The organism is Hyphobacterium vulgare (genome assembly GCF_042643335.1).
GTDB lineage: Bacteria > Pseudomonadota > Alphaproteobacteria > Caulobacterales > Maricaulaceae > Hyphobacterium > Hyphobacterium vulgare.
The window spans coordinates 243,855-262,024 of sequence record NZ_JBHRSV010000001.1; the positions used below are offsets into that span (position 1 = coordinate 243,855).

Genomic DNA, 18,170 nt, shown 5'->3' on the forward strand with positions numbered 1-18,170 from the left:
CTCCTTGCTTGTCAGCCCGGTGGCTTGGAACCGCGCTGTTTAGACCCCCTTGCCCTGTCCGGCAAGGGGTCTGCCGCATTGCACAACGGAAGAATTCAGCCGATCCGGACGCAGGCGCTGACATCGCTGTCCGGTAAAGCCGCGATCAATGCGCCGATCTCCTGCCTTGACACAGGATCGCACCAGTCAGGGGCCACTTCCTGCAAGGGCAACAGCACGAAGGCCCGGCTGGCCGCGCGAGGATGCGGAAGCGTCAGGTCCGGCATGTCGATCTGCTGCCCGCCAAAGTCGACGATATCAAGGTCGAGCGTGCGCGACTGATTGCGGCCTTCGCCGCGCACGCGCCCGAATTCCCACTCGATGGCATGCAGCCGCTGCAGCAGTGCCTCCGCGTTCATGATCGTCTCGATCGCGGCCGCAGCATTCACGTAAGCCGGCGCGGACGGATCGGGCCAGGCCGGCGTCCGCCACAGAGACGACCGGGCAAGCACGCGGATTTCGTCGCCATCGAGTGCGTCGAACACCTTGGGTAAAAGCAATTCGGGCGCTATGTCTTGCCACGGCAGGTTCCCGCCAAGCGCGATCAGGGCGCGGACCGGCCGTGTTTGTTGACCCATTTGAGGATCGATTCCCATGACCTTTTATCCCAATGACCGCATTGGTCTCTTCATCGACGGGGCCAATCTCTATTCAACCTCGAAAGCCCTCGATTTCGACATCGATTACCGCAAGCTTCTGGAAGAATTCAAGAAACGTGGACGTCTCATCCGCGCAAACTACTACACGGCGCTACTCGAAACCGAGGACTACACCCCGCTGCGCCCCCTCGTCGACTGGCTCGCCTATAACGGCTTCAACGTCGTGACCAAGCCGGCCAAGGAATATTCCGACGACACCGGCCGCCGCCGCGTGAAGGGCGACATGGACGTCGAGATGGCCGTTGATCTGATCGAGGCAGCCGCCTGGCTCGACCACATCGTCCTGTTCTCCGGCGATGGCGATTTCCGCGCCGCGGTCGAGGCGTGCCAGCGCCGCGGCACCCGCGTCTCGGTCGTGTCGTCGATGAAATCCCAGCCCTCGATGATTTCCGACGATCTGCGCCGTCAGGCCGACGCCTTCATCGACGTCGCCGATCTCGAAAAGCTGATCGGCCGGGAAGCCCGCGAACCGCGCAACGCCGAGTGATGCCGGTCCCGCCCGAGCCACCGCTCGACTGCCCGCTCTGTCCGCGCCTCGTGGCCTTCCGGGAAGCGAATGCAACGGCCTATCCGACCTTCTTCAACGCTCCGGTCCCCTCCTTCGGCGATCCGGACGCGGAATTCCTGATCGTCGGCCTGGCCCCGGGCCTGAAAGGTGCCAATCAGACCGGCCGCCCCTTCACCGGCGACTATGCCGGGGATCTGCTCTACGCGACGCTGGAAAAGCACGGCTTCTCGCGCGGCACCTATGCCGCCCATGCCGGCGACGGCGTGACGCTGGACGGGGCGATGATCACTAACGCCGTGCGCTGCGTGCCGCCGCAGAACAAGCCCGAGACCGTCGAAGCGAACCAGTGCCGGCCCTATCTGGAGGCGCGTATTGCCGCCCTGCCTCGGCTCAAAGCCATCCTCGCGCTCGGGAAGATCGCGCACGACAACACGCTGAAGACACTGGGTTACAAGCTGAATGCGGCAACCTTCGCCCATGGCGCGGAGGCCGATCTGGACGGCCCGCACGGGCCGGTCCGGCTTTTCGACAGCTATCACTGCTCCCGGTACAACACCAATACCGGAAGGCTGACCGTTGCCATGTTCGACGACGTGTTCGACGCGATCCGGTCCTGGCTCGGCCGCTAGCCGAAATTCTTCATCAGGCGGTGCTTGTTGCGGTCCCAGTCGCGGCGCTTGATCGTCTCGCGCTTGTCGATCGTCTTCTTGCCCTTGGCGAGCCCGATCTGGAGCTTCACCAGCCCGCGGCCATTGAAATAGAGCCGCAGCGGAACGATCGTCAGGCCCTCCTTCTGCACCGCACCCGCCAGCTTGTTGATTTCCTTGCGGTTGAGCAGGAGTTTCCGCTTGCGCCGCGGTTCATGGTTGAACTGGTTGCCGTGGCTGTAAGGCGGAATATCGGCATTGATCAGATAGATCTCGTCACCGTCCGGCCCGACATAGGCCTCGGCGATGTTGGCGCGCCCGTCACGCAGGGATTTGACCTCGCTGCCGACGAGCTGGATCCCGGCTTCGAACGTTTCCAGGACCTCGTAGTCGAAACGCGCACGCCGGTTGACCGCAATGGCATTGTTGTCGGCCTGGCTCACAACAGCCCCGCATGGTCCATCGCGGCGCGAATTTCGGCCTTCACCGCATCATCCGGTCCGACCAGCGGCAGGCGCAACTCCTCCCGGCACAGGCCCAGCAGCGACAGCGCGTATTTCGCCGGACCCGGGCTGGGTGCGAGGAACAGCGCCCGATGCAGCGGCCAGAGCTTGTCCTGTATCTCAAGAGCATCGGCGAACCGGCCCGCCAAAGTCGCCTCCTGCAGTCGCGCGCACAATTCCGGCGCCACGTTCGATGTGACCGAGATGCATCCAACGCCGCCCGCTGCATTATAGGCCAGTGCCGTAGCGTCCTCTCCCGACAGCTGGACGAAGTCCGGACCGATCAGATGACGCAGCGCGCTGACCCGCGTCAGGTCGCCGGTGGCGTCCTTGACTCCGATCACGCGCGAGAGTCCGGCAATGCGCGCCATCGTCTCGTTGGAGATATCCACCACCGACCGGCCCGGAATGTTGTAGACGATGATCGGCAGGTCGACGGCGTCGTTGATCGCCTTGAAATGTTCATACAGCCCGGCTTGCGACGGCTTGTTGTAATAGGGCGAGACGACGAGGCCGGCCGCCGCGCCAAGCTCTTTCGCCTTGCGCTGGTTACCGATCGCGACGTCCGTGGCATTCGACCCGGTGCCGGCGATCACCGGCACGCGGCCGTCCGCGATCTGCAGGCAGTGTTCCACCACCCGGAAGTGTTCGTCCTTCGACAGCGTCGGCGATTCTCCGGTGGTCCCCATCGGGACAAGCCCATGCGTGCCCGATGCGATCTGACGCTCGACCAGCGCCTCGAAAGCGCCCTCATCGACGGCACCATTCTTGAACGGCGTCACCAGTGCAGTCAGGGAACCGCGAAACATGTGTCAGACCTCTGGCTCGGAACGAAGGGCGCGGACCATATCCATCTGCACGCCGCCCGCCAAGGGACCGGGATCGCTGTGGACAGACGCGGTGTGGCTGCATCATGATGCGCAACATTCCGCGCGCAAAGAACGTTTCGCCCCCATGTTGATCCGTGTGCTTGCCTTCATCGGACTGTTTTCGATTGCGCTCGCCTCCCCCGCCTTCGCCCAGGACGGCGGACCGGCTCCGAGGCTGAAGCCTGACGTGCCGAACCATTCGGCCTATCTCGACGACCACGACTTCACCCTGTTCCGGAGCGGCTTGCGCGCTGCATCCGACGGCGAATGGGACCGGGTGCGCGACATCCGCGGCCGCTTGTCCGACCCGATCGCGCGCAACATCCTTCTTTGGCGCATCGCGACGTCCGACGAGAGCGCGACCTTCATGGAGCTCGACCTCGCGCTCGATGAACTCCAGGGCTGGCCGCAATACGACTTCATCCGCCGCGAAGCCGAGTTCAAGATTGCAACCTCCGGCCTGTCGCCGGTCTTCATATCAGGCTGGTTTCAGGGCAATCCTCCGCAATCAGGCGAAGGTCGGATCGCGCTCGGAGAAGCTTTCATCGCCTCGGGTGCGGAGGCGCAGGGCACCGAACTGATCCGCGAAGCCTGGCGCCAGAACACTTTCCGCCTCTACCGGCAAGCCGAAATCCTCACCGAACATCGGCGCCGCCTGCGCACCGACGACCATCAGGCCCGCGCCGACATGCTGCTGTGGCAGGACCAGCGCACGGCCGCGACTGCCCTGCTTCCCGTGCTCGAGCCGGGATGGCGGCGGCTGGTCGACGCCCGAATCCGCCTCGCCGGCCGGTCGGGCGGAGTGGACACCGCCGTCGAGGCGGTCCCGGCCTCGCTCTCCAACCACACAAGCCTGCTTTACGAGCGGGCCCGCTGGCGGCGGCGTGCCGGCCTTGAAGACGGCGCGCTTGAGCTGTTGCTCGAGATCCCGGCCGAATATCCCAACCACGACGCGCTGGAAGCGATCTGGCTGGAGCGCCGCTTGGCCATCCTGAACCTGATCCGCGACCGCGACTTCCAGACCGCCTACGACCTGGCTTCGGCCAATGGCATGTCGGAAGGCGCCGATTTCGCGGACGCCGAATTCCTGGCCGGCTGGTTTGCCTTGCGCTTCCTTGACCGGCCTGCGGTCGCGCTGGAGCATTTCACCCGGTTGCTCGACGGTGTTTCCTATCCGGTCTCGGTCTCGCGGGGCCGCTACTGGCAGGGCCGCGCTGCCGAAGCGATGGGCAATGCCGAGCTCGCGGAAACCTATTACCGCCAGGCCGCCGAGCACCAGACCGCCTATTACGGCCAGCTGGCCATCGTCGCGCTCGAAGGCGAGAACGCCATGCTGTCGATGCCGCCAGATCCCGAGCCGTCCGAGGAAACGCGGCAGGTCTTCGAATCCCGGCCCGTGGCTCGGGCACTGCACCTTCTGGGCGAGATGAACGAGGACTACTTTTTCCGCGTCTTCATCTTCCATCTCGACGACGAACTTGAAGACCCCGCCGAAAGCGCGCTGCTCGCCGGACTGGCCCGGGAATATCTCAACAATCGCGAAGCCGTCCGCGCCGCCAAGGCCGCTGGCTACCGCTGGCACGTCCTGACCAGTGATTCCTATCCCGTTATCGAGCTGCCGGACGTGTCCTACGCCACGCCGGAAACTGCGGTCGTGCACGGCATCATCCGCCAGGAGACCGAATTCGACGCCACGGCGATTTCGAGCGCCGGCGCGCGCGGCATGATGCAGATGATGCCCGCAACCGCACGCGCGACAGCCCGCGACGTGGGCCTGCCCTATCATTTCGAATGGCTGAGCTATGACGCCGACTACAACATGCGGCTCGGCCTTTATCACCTGCAGGAAGTGATCGACGAATTCGACGGCTCCTACATCCTGTCCTTCGCCGCCTACAATGCCGGCGGGCACCGTTCCCGTGCCTGGATCGAGGCCTATGGCGATCCGCGGGCCGCGGGCATCGACCCGATTGACTGGATCGAGATGATCCCGTTCTCCGAAACCCGGAACTACGTCCAGCGCATCATCGAGAACACGCAGGTCTACCGCTACCGCCTGGGCGACGGATCTCCCGTCCCCTTGCGGATCATGGACGACCTCAATCGCGGCTCACCGAACTGGCGGCGCTAGATCACAGACGGTCGAGCGCGCGCCGGTAGATATCCGGGTCGACATTGCCGCCGGTCAGGACGCAAACGACCGTGCGGTCCTTGACGTCGATCTTGCCCGCCAGAATGGCACCGAGCGCGGTGGCACCGCCCGGTTCGGCGACCAGCTTCAGATGCGCATAAGCGAACGCCACCGCATCGAGCGCCTCATCATCCGTCGTCTGCACCGCACCGGTCAGTTGGCGCTGGTTGAGCGCGAAGGTGATCTTTCCGGGTGACGGGGTCAGCAGCGCATCCTGAACCGATCCGCCGAGGCGCGCATTCGACACGCGTTCTCCCGCAGCGAGCGACCGGGCATGGTCGTCAAAGCCTTCCGGTTCCGCCGCCCAGATCTCGACCTGCGGGAAGTGATGCTTCATGGCGAGGCCGATGCCGGCGATCAGTCCGCCGCCGCCTGTGCAGCAAACCAGCGCGTCGGGCGTCAGGTTCAAATTCTCGAGACTGCGGGCAATCTCAAGGCCGCATGTGCCCTGCCCGGCGACGATGAAGGGGTCATCATAGGACGGCACCAGCGTCATGCCGCGTTCCTCGACATAGGTCGCGGCGATGGCTTCGCGGTCGTCCCTTTCGCGGTCATAGGCGACGATTTCGGCACCATAGCGGCGCACGCCGTCGGCCTTCACCTTCGGCGCATCCGACGGCATCACGATGATGGCCGGAATGCCCAGAAGCTTGGCCGCACAGGCCACGCCCTGGGCGTGGTTTCCAGAGGAAAAGGCGACGACGCCTCTGGATCGATCCGCCGCGGGAATGACCGAGAGCCTGTTGTACGCACCGCGGAATTTGAAAGATCCGGTACGCTGCAGGCATTCCGGCTTGATCAGCACCCGGCCGCCGGTTCGCGCGTTGAGCACTTCGTTTTCCAAAAGCGGGGTATGGACGGCCTCGGCTGCAATCCGCCGCGCGGCATCCAGAATGTCCGAATATTCAGGCAGTTGCTGCACGTTCAATCGTCCTTCCATCGCCGACTCGACTGCAAGCCGTTGCAATCCATTTTCTAAAAGGATTGCGCGGGGCGGTCATCCCGCGTTTCATGCCGGTAACGGACCGGCAAAATGCGTCCAAGGGGAGGAATTACATGACGATGCGTGGCGAAATGATGGACATGCCCTTGATGATCTCGGGCATCTTGCGGCACGGCGCGCGCTGCCACGGCGAGCGCGAAATCGTGACGCGATTGCCCGAAAGCGGACAGATCCATCGCTACGGTTACGGCGACGCCTGGACGCGGACCGGTCAGCTGGCCAATGCGCTGACCAAAGCGCTGAAGATCAAGCCGACCGACCGGGTCTCCACCATCGCCTGGAACTCGCATCGGCATTTCGAACTCTACTACGGGATTTCCGGCATCGGCGCCGTGGTCCACACCGTCAATCCGCGCCTCGCGCCCGACCAGATCGCCTGGATGCTTGAACACGCCCAGTCCAAGGCGGTTTTCTTCGACGTCCAGTTCGCGCCGCTGGTCGACGCGATCGCGCCGCACGCCAAGGGCGTGAAGCACTGGGTTATTCTCGGCGGTTCCGAACTGACGTCGAAAACCAAGGTGAAAAGCACCGCCTACGAGGACCTGATCGGTGCGCACAAGGCTGATTTCGACTGGCCGCAATTCGACGAGAATGCTGCCGCCGGCCTGTGCTACACATCGGGCACCACCGGCGATCCGAAGGGCGTGCTCTATTCGCATCGCTCGACCGTGCTGCACGCGATGGCAACCTGTGCCTCCGACGTAATCGGGGTCGGCGCCAAGGGCGTTGCCCTGCCCGTCGTGCCGATGTTCCACGTCAACGCCTGGGGCATCCCCTACGCCACGCCGATGACCGGCGCGAAGCTCGTCATGCCGGGAGCACAGCTCGACGGCGCCAGCCTGCACGAGCTCATCGAGACCGAAAAGGTCAACTACGTGGCCGGCGTGCCGACCGTCTGGCTCGGACTGCTGCAGTATCTGCGCGAGAACGACAAGCGCATCGATAGCGTCGAACGCGTGCTGATCGGCGGCTCGGCCCTGCCCGAAGCCCTCCTGCGCGCCTATGAGGACAATTACGGCGTCCGCATGCAGCAGGGATGGGGCATGACCGAAATGAGCCCGCTCGGCACGGTCAACACGCCGCTGCCGAAGCATGAGGGGCTCGACCGCGAAGCGGAAGTGAAGGTCAAGCTGAAGCAGGGCCGTCTCGTCTATGGCGTCGACATGCGCATCGTCGACGACGAGGGCAAGGAGCTTCCTTGGGACGGCCAGTCGGCCGGACACGTCCATGTTCGCGGCCCGTGGATCGCCTCGGGCTATTTCCGCGGTGCCGGACGCGAGAGCTTCACCGACGATGGCTGGTTCAAGACCGGCGATGTCGCCCATCTCGACCGCGACGGCTTCATGACCATCACCGACCGCTCCAAGGACGTGATCAAGTCCGGCGGCGAATGGATCAGCTCGATCGATCTGGAAAACGCGGCGATGGGACATCCGGACATTGCCATGGCCGCCGCCGTCGGCATGCCGCACACCAAGTGGCAGGAACGCCCGCTTCTGGTGGTTCAGCTGCTGCCGGGCAAGGAACCGAACCCGGAATCCATCATCGAATATCTCGAGGGCAAGGTCGCCAAATGGTGGATCCCGAACGGCATCGTCTTCATCGACCAGATGCCGATCGGCGCGACGGGCAAGATCCTCAAGACCAAGCTGCGCGAGATCTACGCCGACTACCGCTTCCCCGACGATCCGGGGGTTTAGGACCCCAAGACGTTTCCCGGACGGCGAAGCCGATCCGGGATCCAGCAGGACTCCGGTCTTCACTCACGCGAAACCGGGGAGCGTCGAAGACTTGAACCTGGGGTCCCCATGAAAATGGGGACCTGAGGCTAGCACCCGGTTTCGGATTCCCGCTTTCGCGGGAACCCCATGTCAATGATTACGGGACTCCCGCCCCGCAAATCCCTCCCGCAGCCCATTGCGGAGTGGCCCCGCGCGCGCTATTTCTTTATCGAAATTCGATAAGGAGTGCCGGACATGGAAATCCTGCTGATCCCCGCCCTGCTCTATTTCATCCCGACGCTCGTCGCGCTTCTGCGCGGGCATCACAACGCCTTCGCGATCTTCCTGACGAATTTGCTGTTCGGCTGGACCGTCATCGGCTGGCTGATCACGCTGATCTGGTCGACCACGGCGATCATCCACCGCGTGCAGGTGCAGAACTAGGCGGTCTCCTGCCCGCGCAGCTTCTGGCGCTGATCATGGCGCTGCTCGTACATGCGCCTCGCCGTCCGGGCATAGAAGCCGGTCATCAGCCCGGCATCGACGATCAGATGGTCGCGGTGCCGGCATCCCCCGCCGGGTAACGGCGTCACCGTCAGAACATGGTCGTGGCGCTTCGCCATCCAGCCATGTTCCCGGCTTTCCAGCCGCCGCTCGGCATCATTCCGGTCCATCACATCAATGTGCCAGCGCCCCATCGGCAGCCAGCCATGGAGGAAGAGCTTCAGATCGACACTCTGCCCCTTGGTGACCTCGCCCTCGGGCATACCTTCGTAGCGGACCTGACCCGACATCGCCTCGGCCAGTTCGTCATAGCGGACGATGCGGGCGAAATGCGAGTCGGCGTCCAGCGCATAGTCGCGCTCGATGATGATCTCGCGCGGCATGGACCTACTCGATGAAGTCGCAGATGTCGGACAGAGGCTTCTTGATCAGCGCGTGTTCTGGGACCGTCGCGCCCTCCGCTGGATAGCCAGCGACAATCAGCATGTAAGGCTTCTCATTCTCTGGCCGGCCACAAATCTCCGACAGGAAGCCCATCGGGTTTGGCGTATGCGTCAGTGTGGCGAGTCCGGCGCGGTGTAGAGCCGCCAGCAGGAAGCCGCAGGCAATGCCGACGCTCTCGCTGACATAGTAATTCTTCTTGTTCTCGCCCGCCGTCACGCCGCCGCGCCGCTGCGCGAAGACGGCGATCAGCCAGGGCGCGATCTCCAGATAGGGCTTGTGATCGTCCGTCCCGAGCGGGGCCAGGGCTTCGAGCCACTCCGCGCTGGCCTTCTCGGTGTAGAAGGCCCGCTCTTCGGCCTCCGCCGCTTCGCGCAGGCGGGAGCGGACTTCGCCCTTGCCGATGACGGAGAAATGCCAGGGCTGGTGATTGGCGCCTGAAGGCGCGGTACCGGCGGCGAGGATCGCGTTTTCGATGATCTCGCGCGGCACGTCGCGGCCGGAAAACTCGCGCACCGTCCGCCGCCGCTTCATATCCTCGTAGAAGGCGCGCGCCTCGGCGCGCATCTCCGCTTCGGGTTTTTCCGAGAAGTCGAGAGGGCGGGAGGGAATGGTCAAGTCCTGTCTCCGTTCAGAAGCCGACATCGGCGCCTAAAGCCTTGAATATCAACACTGTCGCTCCGACCAGGATAGCCGTCGGTATCAGGGGCAATACCAGAAACGCGATGAGATAGCCGACCCCATAAAGGACGCTGAACGGAATACCGAGCGCCGGATTGTTGTCCCACCGCGAATAGCGAAGCTTTTGGCGGAAGTCGTAGTCCCACCAGATCAGGGCTGACCACCCCGCAATCTGGGCCAGAAATGCTACGACCCAGATCGTTCGTTCGGCTATTGCGTCCAATCCAGAACCACCTTGCCGGACTTGCCCGACCGCATCGCGTCGAAGCCCTTCTGGAAGTCGTTCGCCGGCAGGCGGTGGGTGATGATGCCCGACACGTCGAGCCCCGACTGCAGCATCGCCAGCATCTTGTACCAGGTCTCGAACATCTCGCGGCCATAGACGCCTTTCAGCGTGATGGCCTTCAGCACCAGCTTGCCGAAATCGACCGGGATCGGCTTCGAGGGCAGGCCGAGCATGGCGATCTTTCCGCCCATGACGAGGCTGTCGAGCATCTGGTTGAAGGCCGGGGCAGCACCCGACATTTCAAGGCCGACATCGAAACCCTCGGTCATTTTCAGTTCGGCCATGACGGCCTTGAGGTCTTCTTCCGCCGTGTTGACGGTGCGCAGATTGCGCACGACGCCCTCGGCCAGTTTCAGGCGATCGGAATTGATGTCGGTCAGCACGACATGGCGCGCGCCGACATGGCGGGCGACGGCGGCGGCCATGATGCCGATCGGTCCCGCGCCGGTGACGAGCACGTCCTCGCCCACCAGATCGAATTGCAGCGCGGTGTGCACCGCATTGCCAAGCGGGTCGAGGATGGCGCCAATCTCGTCCGGCACGTCATCGGGCAGCGGCACGACGTTGAAGGCCGGGATTTTCACATAATCGGCAAACGCGCCGGTGATGTTGACCCCGACGCCCTTGGTCTCCGGGTCGAGGTGGAATTTGCCGGCCCGCGCCGCGCGCGACTTTTCGCCCACGACATGGCCCTCGCCGGAGACCCGTTGACCCACCTTCACCCGGGTCACGTCGCGGCCGACCGCCTCGACCACGCCGGAATATTCATGGCCCACCACCATCGGCGTCGGCACGTTGGCGGCCGCCCAGTCATCCCAGTTGTAGATGTGGATATCGGTGCCGCAGATCGCGGTCTTGCCGACCTTGATGAGGACGTCGTCCGGCCCGATCTCGGGCTTCGGCGCATCCTCGATCATCCAGATGCCGGTTTCGGGTTTCAGCTTGGCGAGGGCTTTCATGGGGGACGGCCTTTGTGTCGCGGGTTTGCGAGGGGTGATCTAGCGCACCCCCCGCCCCCGTTACAATCCGTCCTGCAGATGCCTAGCCGGCATGCGTCCCGACCGGCGGGAAGATTCGCGCCAGCGGTCCGTCCGACGGGAACGGCGCCAGCAGAACCCGCCGCACCGGATTCCACGCCGCCCCGAGCAGCACGACCGTGCCGCCGAGCAGCACAAGCGTGATCGCGACAACGGCACCCGCACCGAGACCGGCCCCGTTGACGATGATCCCGATCGAGATGCCCGCGGTCAGCAGTCCGGAGACAATCAATGCCCGGCGATTGATGAGCAGCGAGACCAGCGCAAATACACCGATCACGATCAGCGCGGTGATCGCAATCTGCGTCGCGTTTTCGCCATTCCCGCCGAGCGCACCGAAGACGCCCAGCATCGTGGTCTCGTTGAAGTCGGCCTCGGTCAGCGTCCAGCCCATCTGCGTGACGTTCAGGACCGCACTGAGGAGAATCGGCGCGGCAAAGAAATGCAGCCAGAAGGCCGTTCCGGCGATTCGCGTCTGCCGGTTCGGGTCCCGCGCGTCAAACACGATGCCCGCGAACAGCAAAAGGCCACCGAGCACCACATTCACCGTCGGCATGTAGACCACGTAGTAATAGGGCTCGAAGGTCAGCAGGGTCAGACCCGCCAGGCTCACCAGCGCGACCCCGAAGAGGCCGCCGGTGAATGGCAGGCGGAAGCTGAAATAGTAGAGCGCGATCGGGATCAGCACGGCGATGCCCGCAACGATCGGCGCGATACGCAGTGCCCAGGGCAAGGCGCCCGCGATTTCGTTTGTCGCCGCCCTTGTGAATGTCTCCGGGTCATCCATCGCGTCGAAGCGCGCTTCGATCGCGTCAAAGGAAATGCCCGACCCGTCCATCAGGAAGCGGATATAGAGCCAGACGAGCACCGTCGCGGCGGCCCCGACGAAACCGAGCGACAGCACGATCCCCGGCAGGATGCGCCGCTGGCTTCCGACCAGAACGGCCGAAATCAGCCACAGGATCACGCCGATCCCGGCGATCAGCCCCATCAGCAGGGCCTGGCCGGAAAACGTCTCGATGTCCTGTCCCGACGCCTGGAAGACCTGCGCCGCGCCGAAAGCGAGACCGCCTCCGAGCAGCACGACACCGATCGTCGTGAAGATGTCGTGGAAGTTGTTGAGGAATGGAAGCAGTTCGTCCTGGGGGCGGGCATTGTCCGATACGCGGACACCCTCCTCCATCGTCATGGTGGCATTGGTCATCTCGCCCTCCTGTCCTTGGCGTTAACCCTGAGATGCCAATGGGGCGAAATTCGGATGCACTCGCCCCTCAGGCGATTTTTTCCCGCCGTCCCCGGTAAAGCGCCCAGCCTGCCGTGACCGGCAGTGTCAGGAAGAAAAGCGTCGTCGCGGTCGAACCCAATTCGGCCAGCCCACCCGGCGCGCCCATGACCGCGACGACAGGCCAGGCGATGGAACAGGGCAAGGCGAGAATGGCGAGCGGCCACCAGCCCTGCCGCAAAACCGCCAGGGCGAAGATCTCAGCCGCGCCGGAAATCGCGAACCATTTCGTGAAGGTCGACGCTGCCAGCGCGGGCAGATGCGCCGGTGCGCCCTCGGGATCGGTCAGGATCTGGTGGATCACGGCATTCTCCCACCAGTCCGCCGGGATCGCGATCGCCGCGGCCAGAACGCCAACCCAGGCCAGCGGCCGGCCGCGCAAGGCGAGACCTGCCAGCACAACGATCATCAGCCCGCCATAGGCGAGCGGAAACCAGACATCGAGCCGCTGGCCCGCGATGAAGCCCGCGCGAAGCTCACCGGCGTCTTCAGCGCGGACGAAGGCGAGGTCATCGCGCGAGTTGGCGAATTCCAGCGCCAGGATCGGCGTCTCATACCCCTCCGCCATGCCCGCCGCCGTCTGCGGCATCGTCTGTCCGAACAGGACGACGAAGACGATCACCGCGGCAGTGAAACCGAAGGCGGACAGGAAGGCGAGGTTTGCGGGTTTCATGGGTGTTTGCTCCCCCGTTTACGGGGGAGCTGTCGAGCGCATCGCGCGAGACTGAGGGGGGAAATCCCCCCTCCGGCCCGAACGCTGTTCGGCCCACCTCCCCCGCAAGCGGGGGAGGAAAAGGCGCGCGTCCCGATCAGGAAACAACCCCTAGCTTCTTGCCCACCTTGGTGAAAGCCGCGATGGCGCGGTCGATCTGTTCCGGCGTGTGGGCGGCGCTCATCTGTGTGCGGATCCGCGCCTTGCCCTTGGGCACGACCGGATAGAAGAAGCCGATCACGTAGACGCCCTCATCCATCAGATCGGCGGCCATCTGCTGCGCCAGCTTCGCATCGCCCAGCATGACCGGGATGATCGGGTGTTCGCCGGGCAGAAGGTCGAAGCCCGCCGCGCTCATCCCCGCGCGGAAACGTTTCGCATTGTCGAACAGTCGCGCGCGCAGATCGTCGCCCTCGCGGACCATTTCCAGCGCCTTCAGCGACGCGCCCGCAATGGCGGGAGCCAGCGAGTTCGAGAAGAGGTAAGGCCGCGAGCGCTGGCGCAGCAGGTCCACGACTTCCTGCTTCGCCGCGGTGAAACCGCCCATCGCCCCGCCAAGCGCCTTGCCGAGCGTGCCCGTGATGATGTCGACCCTTCCCATGACGCCGCAATGTTCCGGCGTCCCGCGCCCCTTCGCGCCCATGAAGCCGTGCGCGTGGCAGTCATCGACCATCACCATCGCATCATACTTGTCGGCGAGATCGCAGATCGCTTTCAGGTTAGCGATATAGCCGTCCATCGAGAACACGCCGTCGGTGACGATCAGCTTGTGGCGCGCCCCGGCCGCATCGGCGGCCTTCAGCTGTGTCTCGAGATCGTCCATGTCGGAATTGGCGTAGCGGAAGCGCTTGGCCTTGCAGAGCCTGACGCCGTCGATGATCGAGGCGTGGTTCAGCGCGTCGGAGATGATCGCGTCATTTTCGTCGAGCAGCGGTTCGAACACGCCGCCATTGGCGTCGAACGCCGCAGCATAAAGGATCGAATCCTCCTGCCCGGTAAACTCGGCGATCGCCTTTTCCAGTTCGCGGTGAACCGTCTGCGTGCCGCAAATGAAACGCACCGACGCAACGCCATAGCCATAGGTGTCGAGCGCGTCCTTCGCGGCAGCGACCAGTTCCGGCCGGTTCGCCAGGCCGAGATAGTTGTTGGCGCAGAAATTGATGACGTGATCGGTCTTGCCGTTCCGCACGACATCGATCTCGGAATACTGCTCCGAGGCGATCACGCGCTCGCGCTTGTACAGCCCTTCCGCCTCGATCTCCTTCAGCGTCTCGCGCAGGTGGGCATAGAAAGCGTCGCTCATCTTGTCCTCGTCAGGTCGCTCGCCCCTGCCAATAGTCCTGTCGTGGAGCGAAGGAAAGTCTTGCGGTCGCCCCCCGGAACAGGCCTATGGTGTCGTCAGACGTTTGGAGGGGAAACCGAGGGGCCGACAAGGCTCGCGGGGATATCGCATGAAGCCGACCGATACGGCCGATCCTGACTATTTCCACAAGGTCATCGATTGCCAGCATGCCTGCCCGGCGCACACGCCGGTGCCGGAATATATCCGGCTCATCGCCCAGGGGCGTTTTACCGACGCCTACATGGTCAACCGGCGCTCCAACGTCTTTCCGGGCATTCTCGGCCGCGTCTGCGACCGGCCCTGCGAACCGGCCTGCCGCCGGACGCGCGTGGAGGACGAACCGGTTGCGATCTGCCGGCTGAAGCGCGTTGCCGCCGACCACAAGGACGAGGTCGCAGACCTGCTGCCGCGCGCGCCGATCGCGAAGAACGGCAAGAAGATTGCGCTGATCGGGGCCGGACCCGCCTCGCTGACCGTCGCCAACGACCTCGCCCCGCTCGGCTATGACTGCACCGTCTTCGAAGCGCTGGAAAAGCCCGGCGGTCTGATGATCTCCAACATCCCGTCCTTCCGCCTGCCGGAGCGCGTGCTGGACGAGGAGATCGGCTACATCCTCGACATGGGCGTGACGCTGAAGACCGGTCATCGCATCAATTCCCTGAACGACCTGCTCTCGGAAGGCTATGACGCCGTCTTCGTCGGCTCCGGCGCGCCGAAGGGCAAGGAGCTGAACCTGCCCGGCCGCCAGGAGGCCGACGCCAACATTCATATCGGCATTTCCTGGCTGGAATCGGTCGCCTTCGATCACGTCAAGTCGATCGGCAAGCGCGTCCTGATCATCGGCGTCGGCAACACCGCGATGGATTGCTGCCGTACCTCGCTGCGCCTCGGCGCCGATGATGTGAAGGTGATGGCCCGCAAGCCGCGCGAATTCTTCAAGGCCTCCCCGTGGGAGTTGGAAGACGCCGAAGAGGAAAATGTCGAGATCGTCGTCAACCACTCGCCCAAGGCCTTCGTGGTCGAGAACGGCAAGCTGGTCGGCATGACGTTCGAACTGATGGAATACGACACCGACGCGCGCGGCCGGATCACCGACACCCGCATCGTCGGCGAAAAGACCATTCCGTGCGACGACGTGATCCTCGCCATCGGCCAGGAAAACGCCTTCCCCTGGATCGAGCGCGATCTCGGGATCGAGTTCGACAAATGGGAGGTGCCGGTCGTCGACGAGACGACGTTCGAGAGCACCCGCCCCGGCGTCTTCTTCGGCGGCGACAGCGCGTTCGGCCCGAAGAACATCATCTGGGCGGTCGAGCATGGCCACCAGGCGGCGATCTCGATCGACAAGCATTGCCAGGGCCTCGACGTGTCGGAGCGCCTGCCGCGCGGCCTCAATCTCGAAACCGCGAAGATGGGCCACAATGAGTGGGCCTATTCCAACGGCTACGACCCGTCGCAGCGCCGCCAGATGACGCATGTCGAACTGGCCAAGCGCTTCAAGGATCTCGACACCGAAGTCGAGCTCGGTTTCGACCCGCAGCAGACCGCCGTCGAGGTGGAACGCTGCCTGAACTGCGACGTCCAGACCGTCTTCACCGCCAGCGCCTGCACCGAGTGCGACGCCTGTATCGACATCTGCCCGGTCAACTGCCTGACGATCACGGTGAATGGCGAGGAAGCCGATCTGCGCCAGCGCCTGTCCGCGCCCGCCGACAATCTCGACCAGGCCCTCTACGTGTCCGAGGACCTGCCGAATACCGGCCGGGTCATGGTCAAGGACGAGGACCTCTGCCTGCATTGCGGTCTGTGTGCCGAACGCTGCCCGACGGCGGCGTGGGACATGGCCCTGTCCGAAATCTTCCTGCCGCACGCGGACGATGAAGCCGCCGAGCGCGCCCGCCGGAGAGCTGCCGAATGAATGCCGTCACCGGGACGTCCGCCCGGACCCGCGTCAACGACTTCGTCATCAAGATCGCCAATGTGAACGGCACCGGCTCGGCCAGTGCCAACGGCCTGCTCATGAAGGCCATTTTCCGCATGGGCATCCCGGTCGTGGGAAAGAACCTCTTCCCGTCGAATATCCAGGGCCTGCCGACCTGGTACGAGATCCGCGTCACCGGCGACGGCTGGACCGGCCGGTCCGGCGAAGTCGACATCATGGTCGCGATGAATCTGGAGAGCTATGCCCGCGACCTGAAGGACGTCTCGCCCGGCGGCGTGCTGATCTATGACAGCACCTGGCCACGCCCCTCGCTTCTCGCGCGCGACGACGTCACCGTTCTGGGCATTCCGCTGGCGCGGATGTGCAACGAGAATTTCGCCAACGCCCGCACCCGCGTGCTGATGAAGAACATGGCCTATGTCGGCGTGGTCGCCGCGCTGACCGGCGTCGACATGGCCGTGATCCAGTCCCTCGTCGAGGAAATGTTCGGCGCCAAGCCGAAGCTCATCCCGCCCAACATGCAGGCGGTGGAGATGGGCTACAACTACGCGAAGGAAAACTTCACCCAGCCCCTCGCCTTCAAGCTGCAGGCGCTCGACAAGACGTCCGGCTGCATCATGATCGACGGCAACACCGCCGCCGCGCTCGGCTGTGTCTATGCCGGGGCGAGCTTCGGCGCCTGGTATCCGATCACACCGTCGACCTCGCTGATGGACGGCTTCAAGAGCTTCTGCGAGCGGCTTCGTGTCGATCCGGAAACCGGCCGCAACAATTACTGCATCATTCAGGCGGAGGATGAACTCTCGGCCATCGGCATGGTGATCGGCGCCTCGTGGAACGGCGCGCGCGCCTTCACCCCGACCTCCGGACCCGGCATCTCGCTGATGAGCGAATTCATCGGCTTTGCCTATTATTCCGAAGTCCCGGCCGTGTTGTTCGACGTGCAGCGCGTCGGCCCGTCCACCGGCATGCCGACCCGGACCCAGCAGGGCGATATCCTGCTCGCCGCCTATGCCAGCCACGGCGACACCAAGCATCTCGTGCTGTTCCCGGCCAACCCGAAGGAATGCTTCGACTTCGCCGTCGAGGCCTTCGATCTGGCCGAACTCTTCCAGACGCCGGTCTTCGTCCTGTCCGATCTCGATATCGGCATGAATGACTGGATGACGCCGAAGCTGGAATGGGATGACAGCCGCCGTCCCGACCGCGGCAAGGTCTATCACGCGGCCGATCTGGAAAAGATCGAGAAATTCTATCGCTATCTTGATGTCGACGGCGACGGCATCCCCTACCGCACCATTCCGGGCGAACACCCGAAGGGCGCCTATTTCACCCGCGGTTCCGGCCACACGAAATTCGGCGGCTATACCGAGGACAGCGCGGCCTATCAGGACGTGCTCGACCGCATCCTGCAAAAGTGGAAGAACGCCGCGACCAAGGTGCCGGGTCCGGAGATCGTCCGCTGCGGCAAGCCGACCCGGATCGCCATCCTGACCGTCGGCGGCTGCGACGGCGCGGCGAAGGAAGCGATTGCGCGCCTCAATGCCGAGGACGATCTCGACATCGACTATCTGCGCGTCCGCGCCTTCCCCTTCCACCCGGAGATCGAGAACTTCATCGCCAATTACGACACGGTCTTCGTGCTCGAACAGAACCGCGATGCCCAGCTGCGCACCCTGCTCGTCACCGAGACGGCGGCGCGCAAGGACCAGCTCGTCTCCATCCTCGATTATGCCGGCATGCCGGCCAATCCACACCTGATCGTCGATCGGGTCCGCGAACACATCGCCAATCAGGGCTGAT

General features: G+C 64.1%; 18 protein-coding genes. 7 read left to right on the forward strand and 11 right to left on the reverse strand.

What is annotated here, in order from left to right; genetic code table 11:
* Window positions 1-95: 95 nt before the first annotated feature.
* Window positions 96-635, reverse strand: a complete 540-nt coding sequence (gene folK / locus ACFOOR_RS01280; RefSeq protein WP_343163559.1) for a 2-amino-4-hydroxy-6-hydroxymethyldihydropteridine diphosphokinase — start codon at window positions 633-635, stop codon at window positions 96-98.
* On the opposite strand from folK, the gene ACFOOR_RS01285 reads away from it, so the two are divergent.
* Window positions 634-1,185, forward strand: coding sequence for a LabA-like NYN domain-containing protein (locus tag ACFOOR_RS01285; protein WP_343163558.1), 552 nt, complete (start codon window positions 634-636; stop codon window positions 1,183-1,185). The two genes, folK and ACFOOR_RS01285, sit on opposite strands and share 2 nt — an antisense overlap.
* Window positions 1,185-1,835 (forward strand): uracil-DNA glycosylase, encoded by a 651-nt coding sequence (locus ACFOOR_RS01290; RefSeq protein ID WP_343163557.1) that lies wholly within the window; start codon window positions 1,185-1,187, stop codon window positions 1,833-1,835. The genes ACFOOR_RS01285 and ACFOOR_RS01290 overlap by 1 nt, the downstream gene beginning before the upstream one ends.
* Here the strand turns inward: ACFOOR_RS01290 and smpB are convergent.
* Both smpB and dapA read right to left on the reverse strand, forming a co-directional pair.
* On the reverse strand, window positions 1,832-2,296 hold the full coding sequence (gene smpB / locus ACFOOR_RS01295; protein ID WP_343163556.1) for an SsrA-binding protein SmpB: 465 nt from the start codon (window positions 2,294-2,296) through the stop codon (window positions 1,832-1,834). The two genes, ACFOOR_RS01290 and smpB, sit on opposite strands and share 4 nt — an antisense overlap.
* On the reverse strand, window positions 2,293-3,165 hold the full coding sequence (gene dapA / locus ACFOOR_RS01300) for a 4-hydroxy-tetrahydrodipicolinate synthase (RefSeq protein ID WP_343163555.1): 873 nt from the start codon (window positions 3,163-3,165) through the stop codon (window positions 2,293-2,295). The genes smpB and dapA overlap by 4 nt, the downstream gene beginning before the upstream one ends.
* 145 nt (window positions 3,166-3,310) lie before the next feature.
* On the opposite strand from dapA, the gene ACFOOR_RS01305 reads away from it, so the two are divergent.
* Entirely contained in the window at window positions 3,311-5,356 is a 2,046-nt protein-coding gene (locus ACFOOR_RS01305) for a lytic transglycosylase domain-containing protein (RefSeq protein WP_343163554.1), read from the forward strand.
* 1 nt (window position 5,357) lies between these two features.
* On the opposite strand, the gene ACFOOR_RS01310 is transcribed toward ACFOOR_RS01305, so the two are convergent.
* Window positions 5,358-6,356, reverse strand: a complete 999-nt coding sequence (locus tag ACFOOR_RS01310; protein WP_343163553.1) for a threonine ammonia-lyase — start codon at window positions 6,354-6,356, stop codon at window positions 5,358-5,360.
* Window positions 6,357-6,472: 116 nt separating this feature from the next.
* Between ACFOOR_RS01310 and ACFOOR_RS01315 the strand changes: the two genes are divergently transcribed.
* Together ACFOOR_RS01315 and ACFOOR_RS01320 are read left to right on the forward strand one after the other, a co-directional pair.
* Entirely contained in the window at window positions 6,473-8,119 is a 1,647-nt protein-coding gene (locus ACFOOR_RS01315) for a long-chain-fatty-acid--CoA ligase (RefSeq protein ID WP_343163552.1), read from the forward strand.
* 276 nt (window positions 8,120-8,395) lie between these two features.
* A complete protein-coding gene (locus tag ACFOOR_RS01320; RefSeq protein WP_343163551.1) occupies window positions 8,396-8,584 on the forward strand; it encodes a superinfection immunity protein in 189 nt (62 codons plus the stop codon).
* On the opposite strand, the gene ACFOOR_RS01325 is transcribed toward ACFOOR_RS01320, so the two are convergent.
* The 7 genes from ACFOOR_RS01325 to ACFOOR_RS01355 all read right to left on the reverse strand — a co-directional run bounded on the left by ACFOOR_RS01325 (window position 8,581) and on the right by ACFOOR_RS01355 (window position 14,386).
* Window positions 8,581-9,027 (reverse strand): hypothetical protein, encoded by a 447-nt coding sequence (locus ACFOOR_RS01325; RefSeq protein WP_343163550.1) that lies wholly within the window; start codon window positions 9,025-9,027, stop codon window positions 8,581-8,583. The two genes, ACFOOR_RS01320 and ACFOOR_RS01325, sit on opposite strands and share 4 nt — an antisense overlap.
* Window positions 9,028-9,031: 4 nt before the next feature.
* On the reverse strand, window positions 9,032-9,730 hold the full coding sequence (locus ACFOOR_RS01330) for a nitroreductase family protein (RefSeq protein WP_380213581.1): 699 nt from the start codon (window positions 9,728-9,730) through the stop codon (window positions 9,032-9,034).
* Window positions 9,717-9,989: a hypothetical protein gene (locus ACFOOR_RS01335; protein ID WP_343163549.1), complete on the reverse strand. Its 273-nt coding sequence runs from the start codon at window positions 9,987-9,989 to the stop codon at window positions 9,717-9,719. The genes ACFOOR_RS01330 and ACFOOR_RS01335 overlap by 14 nt, the downstream gene beginning before the upstream one ends.
* Window positions 9,977-11,011, reverse strand: a complete 1,035-nt coding sequence (gene tdh / locus ACFOOR_RS01340) for an L-threonine 3-dehydrogenase (protein ID WP_343163548.1) — start codon at window positions 11,009-11,011, stop codon at window positions 9,977-9,979. The genes ACFOOR_RS01335 and tdh overlap by 13 nt, the downstream gene beginning before the upstream one ends.
* Window positions 11,012-11,093: 82 nt before the next feature.
* Window positions 11,094-12,293, reverse strand: a complete 1,200-nt coding sequence (locus ACFOOR_RS01345) for a hypothetical protein (RefSeq protein ID WP_343163547.1) — start codon at window positions 12,291-12,293, stop codon at window positions 11,094-11,096.
* Between the two features lie 67 nt (window positions 12,294-12,360).
* On the reverse strand, window positions 12,361-13,044 hold the full coding sequence (locus tag ACFOOR_RS01350) for a hypothetical protein (RefSeq protein ID WP_343163546.1): 684 nt from the start codon (window positions 13,042-13,044) through the stop codon (window positions 12,361-12,363).
* Between the two features lie 136 nt (window positions 13,045-13,180).
* The gene (locus ACFOOR_RS01355; protein ID WP_343163545.1) at window positions 13,181-14,386 is read right to left on the reverse strand and encodes a glycine C-acetyltransferase; all 1,206 of its coding nucleotides are present in this window, start codon (window positions 14,384-14,386) and stop codon (window positions 13,181-13,183) included.
* Window positions 14,387-14,534: 148 nt separating this feature from the next.
* On the opposite strand from ACFOOR_RS01355, the gene ACFOOR_RS01360 reads away from it, so the two are divergent.
* Both ACFOOR_RS01360 and ACFOOR_RS01365 read left to right on the forward strand, forming a co-directional pair.
* On the forward strand, window positions 14,535-16,343 hold the full coding sequence (locus ACFOOR_RS01360) for an FAD-dependent oxidoreductase (RefSeq protein WP_343163544.1): 1,809 nt from the start codon (window positions 14,535-14,537) through the stop codon (window positions 16,341-16,343).
* The gene (locus ACFOOR_RS01365) at window positions 16,340-18,169 is read left to right on the forward strand and encodes a 2-oxoacid:acceptor oxidoreductase subunit alpha (RefSeq protein ID WP_343163543.1); all 1,830 of its coding nucleotides are present in this window, start codon (window positions 16,340-16,342) and stop codon (window positions 18,167-18,169) included. Before ACFOOR_RS01360 ends, ACFOOR_RS01365 begins: the two co-directional genes overlap by 4 nt.
* The last annotated feature ends 1 nt before the right edge of the window (window position 18,170 follow it).

What these genes read in the sequence shown, in the direction of transcription:
- ACFOOR_RS01285 (WP_343163558.1), top strand. Translation starts at nt 634, where the DNA reads ATGACCTTTTATCCCAATGACCGCATTGGTCTCTTCATCGACGGGGCC.
- folK (WP_343163559.1), bottom strand. Translation starts at nt 635, where the DNA reads ATGGGAATCGATCCTCAAATGGGTCAACAAACACGGCCGGTCCGCGCC.
- ACFOOR_RS01290 (WP_343163557.1), top strand. Translation starts at nt 1,185, where the DNA reads ATGCCGGTCCCGCCCGAGCCACCGCTCGACTGCCCGCTCTGTCCGCGC.
- dapA (WP_343163555.1), bottom strand. Translation starts at nt 3,165, where the DNA reads ATGTTTCGCGGTTCCCTGACTGCACTGGTGACGCCGTTCAAGAATGGT.
- ACFOOR_RS01305 (WP_343163554.1), top strand. Translation starts at nt 3,311, where the DNA reads ATGTTGATCCGTGTGCTTGCCTTCATCGGACTGTTTTCGATTGCGCTC.
- ACFOOR_RS01310 (WP_343163553.1), bottom strand. Translation starts at nt 6,356, where the DNA reads ATGGAAGGACGATTGAACGTGCAGCAACTGCCTGAATATTCGGACATT.
- ACFOOR_RS01315 (WP_343163552.1), top strand. Translation starts at nt 6,473, where the DNA reads ATGACGATGCGTGGCGAAATGATGGACATGCCCTTGATGATCTCGGGC.
- ACFOOR_RS01320 (WP_343163551.1), top strand. Translation starts at nt 8,396, where the DNA reads ATGGAAATCCTGCTGATCCCCGCCCTGCTCTATTTCATCCCGACGCTC.
- ACFOOR_RS01325 (WP_343163550.1), bottom strand. Translation starts at nt 9,027, where the DNA reads ATGCCGCGCGAGATCATCATCGAGCGCGACTATGCGCTGGACGCCGAC.
- ACFOOR_RS01330 (WP_380213581.1), bottom strand. Translation starts at nt 9,730, where the DNA reads ATGTCGGCTTCTGAACGGAGACAGGACTTGACCATTCCCTCCCGCCCT.
- tdh (WP_343163548.1), bottom strand. Translation starts at nt 11,011, where the DNA reads ATGAAAGCCCTCGCCAAGCTGAAACCCGAAACCGGCATCTGGATGATC.
- ACFOOR_RS01345 (WP_343163547.1), bottom strand. Translation starts at nt 12,293, where the DNA reads ATGACCAATGCCACCATGACGATGGAGGAGGGTGTCCGCGTATCGGAC.
- ACFOOR_RS01350 (WP_343163546.1), bottom strand. Translation starts at nt 13,044, where the DNA reads ATGAAACCCGCAAACCTCGCCTTCCTGTCCGCCTTCGGTTTCACTGCC.
- ACFOOR_RS01355 (WP_343163545.1), bottom strand. Translation starts at nt 14,386, where the DNA reads ATGAGCGACGCTTTCTATGCCCACCTGCGCGAGACGCTGAAGGAGATC.
- ACFOOR_RS01360 (WP_343163544.1), top strand. Translation starts at nt 14,535, where the DNA reads ATGAAGCCGACCGATACGGCCGATCCTGACTATTTCCACAAGGTCATC.
- ACFOOR_RS01365 (WP_343163543.1), top strand. Translation starts at nt 16,340, where the DNA reads ATGAATGCCGTCACCGGGACGTCCGCCCGGACCCGCGTCAACGACTTC.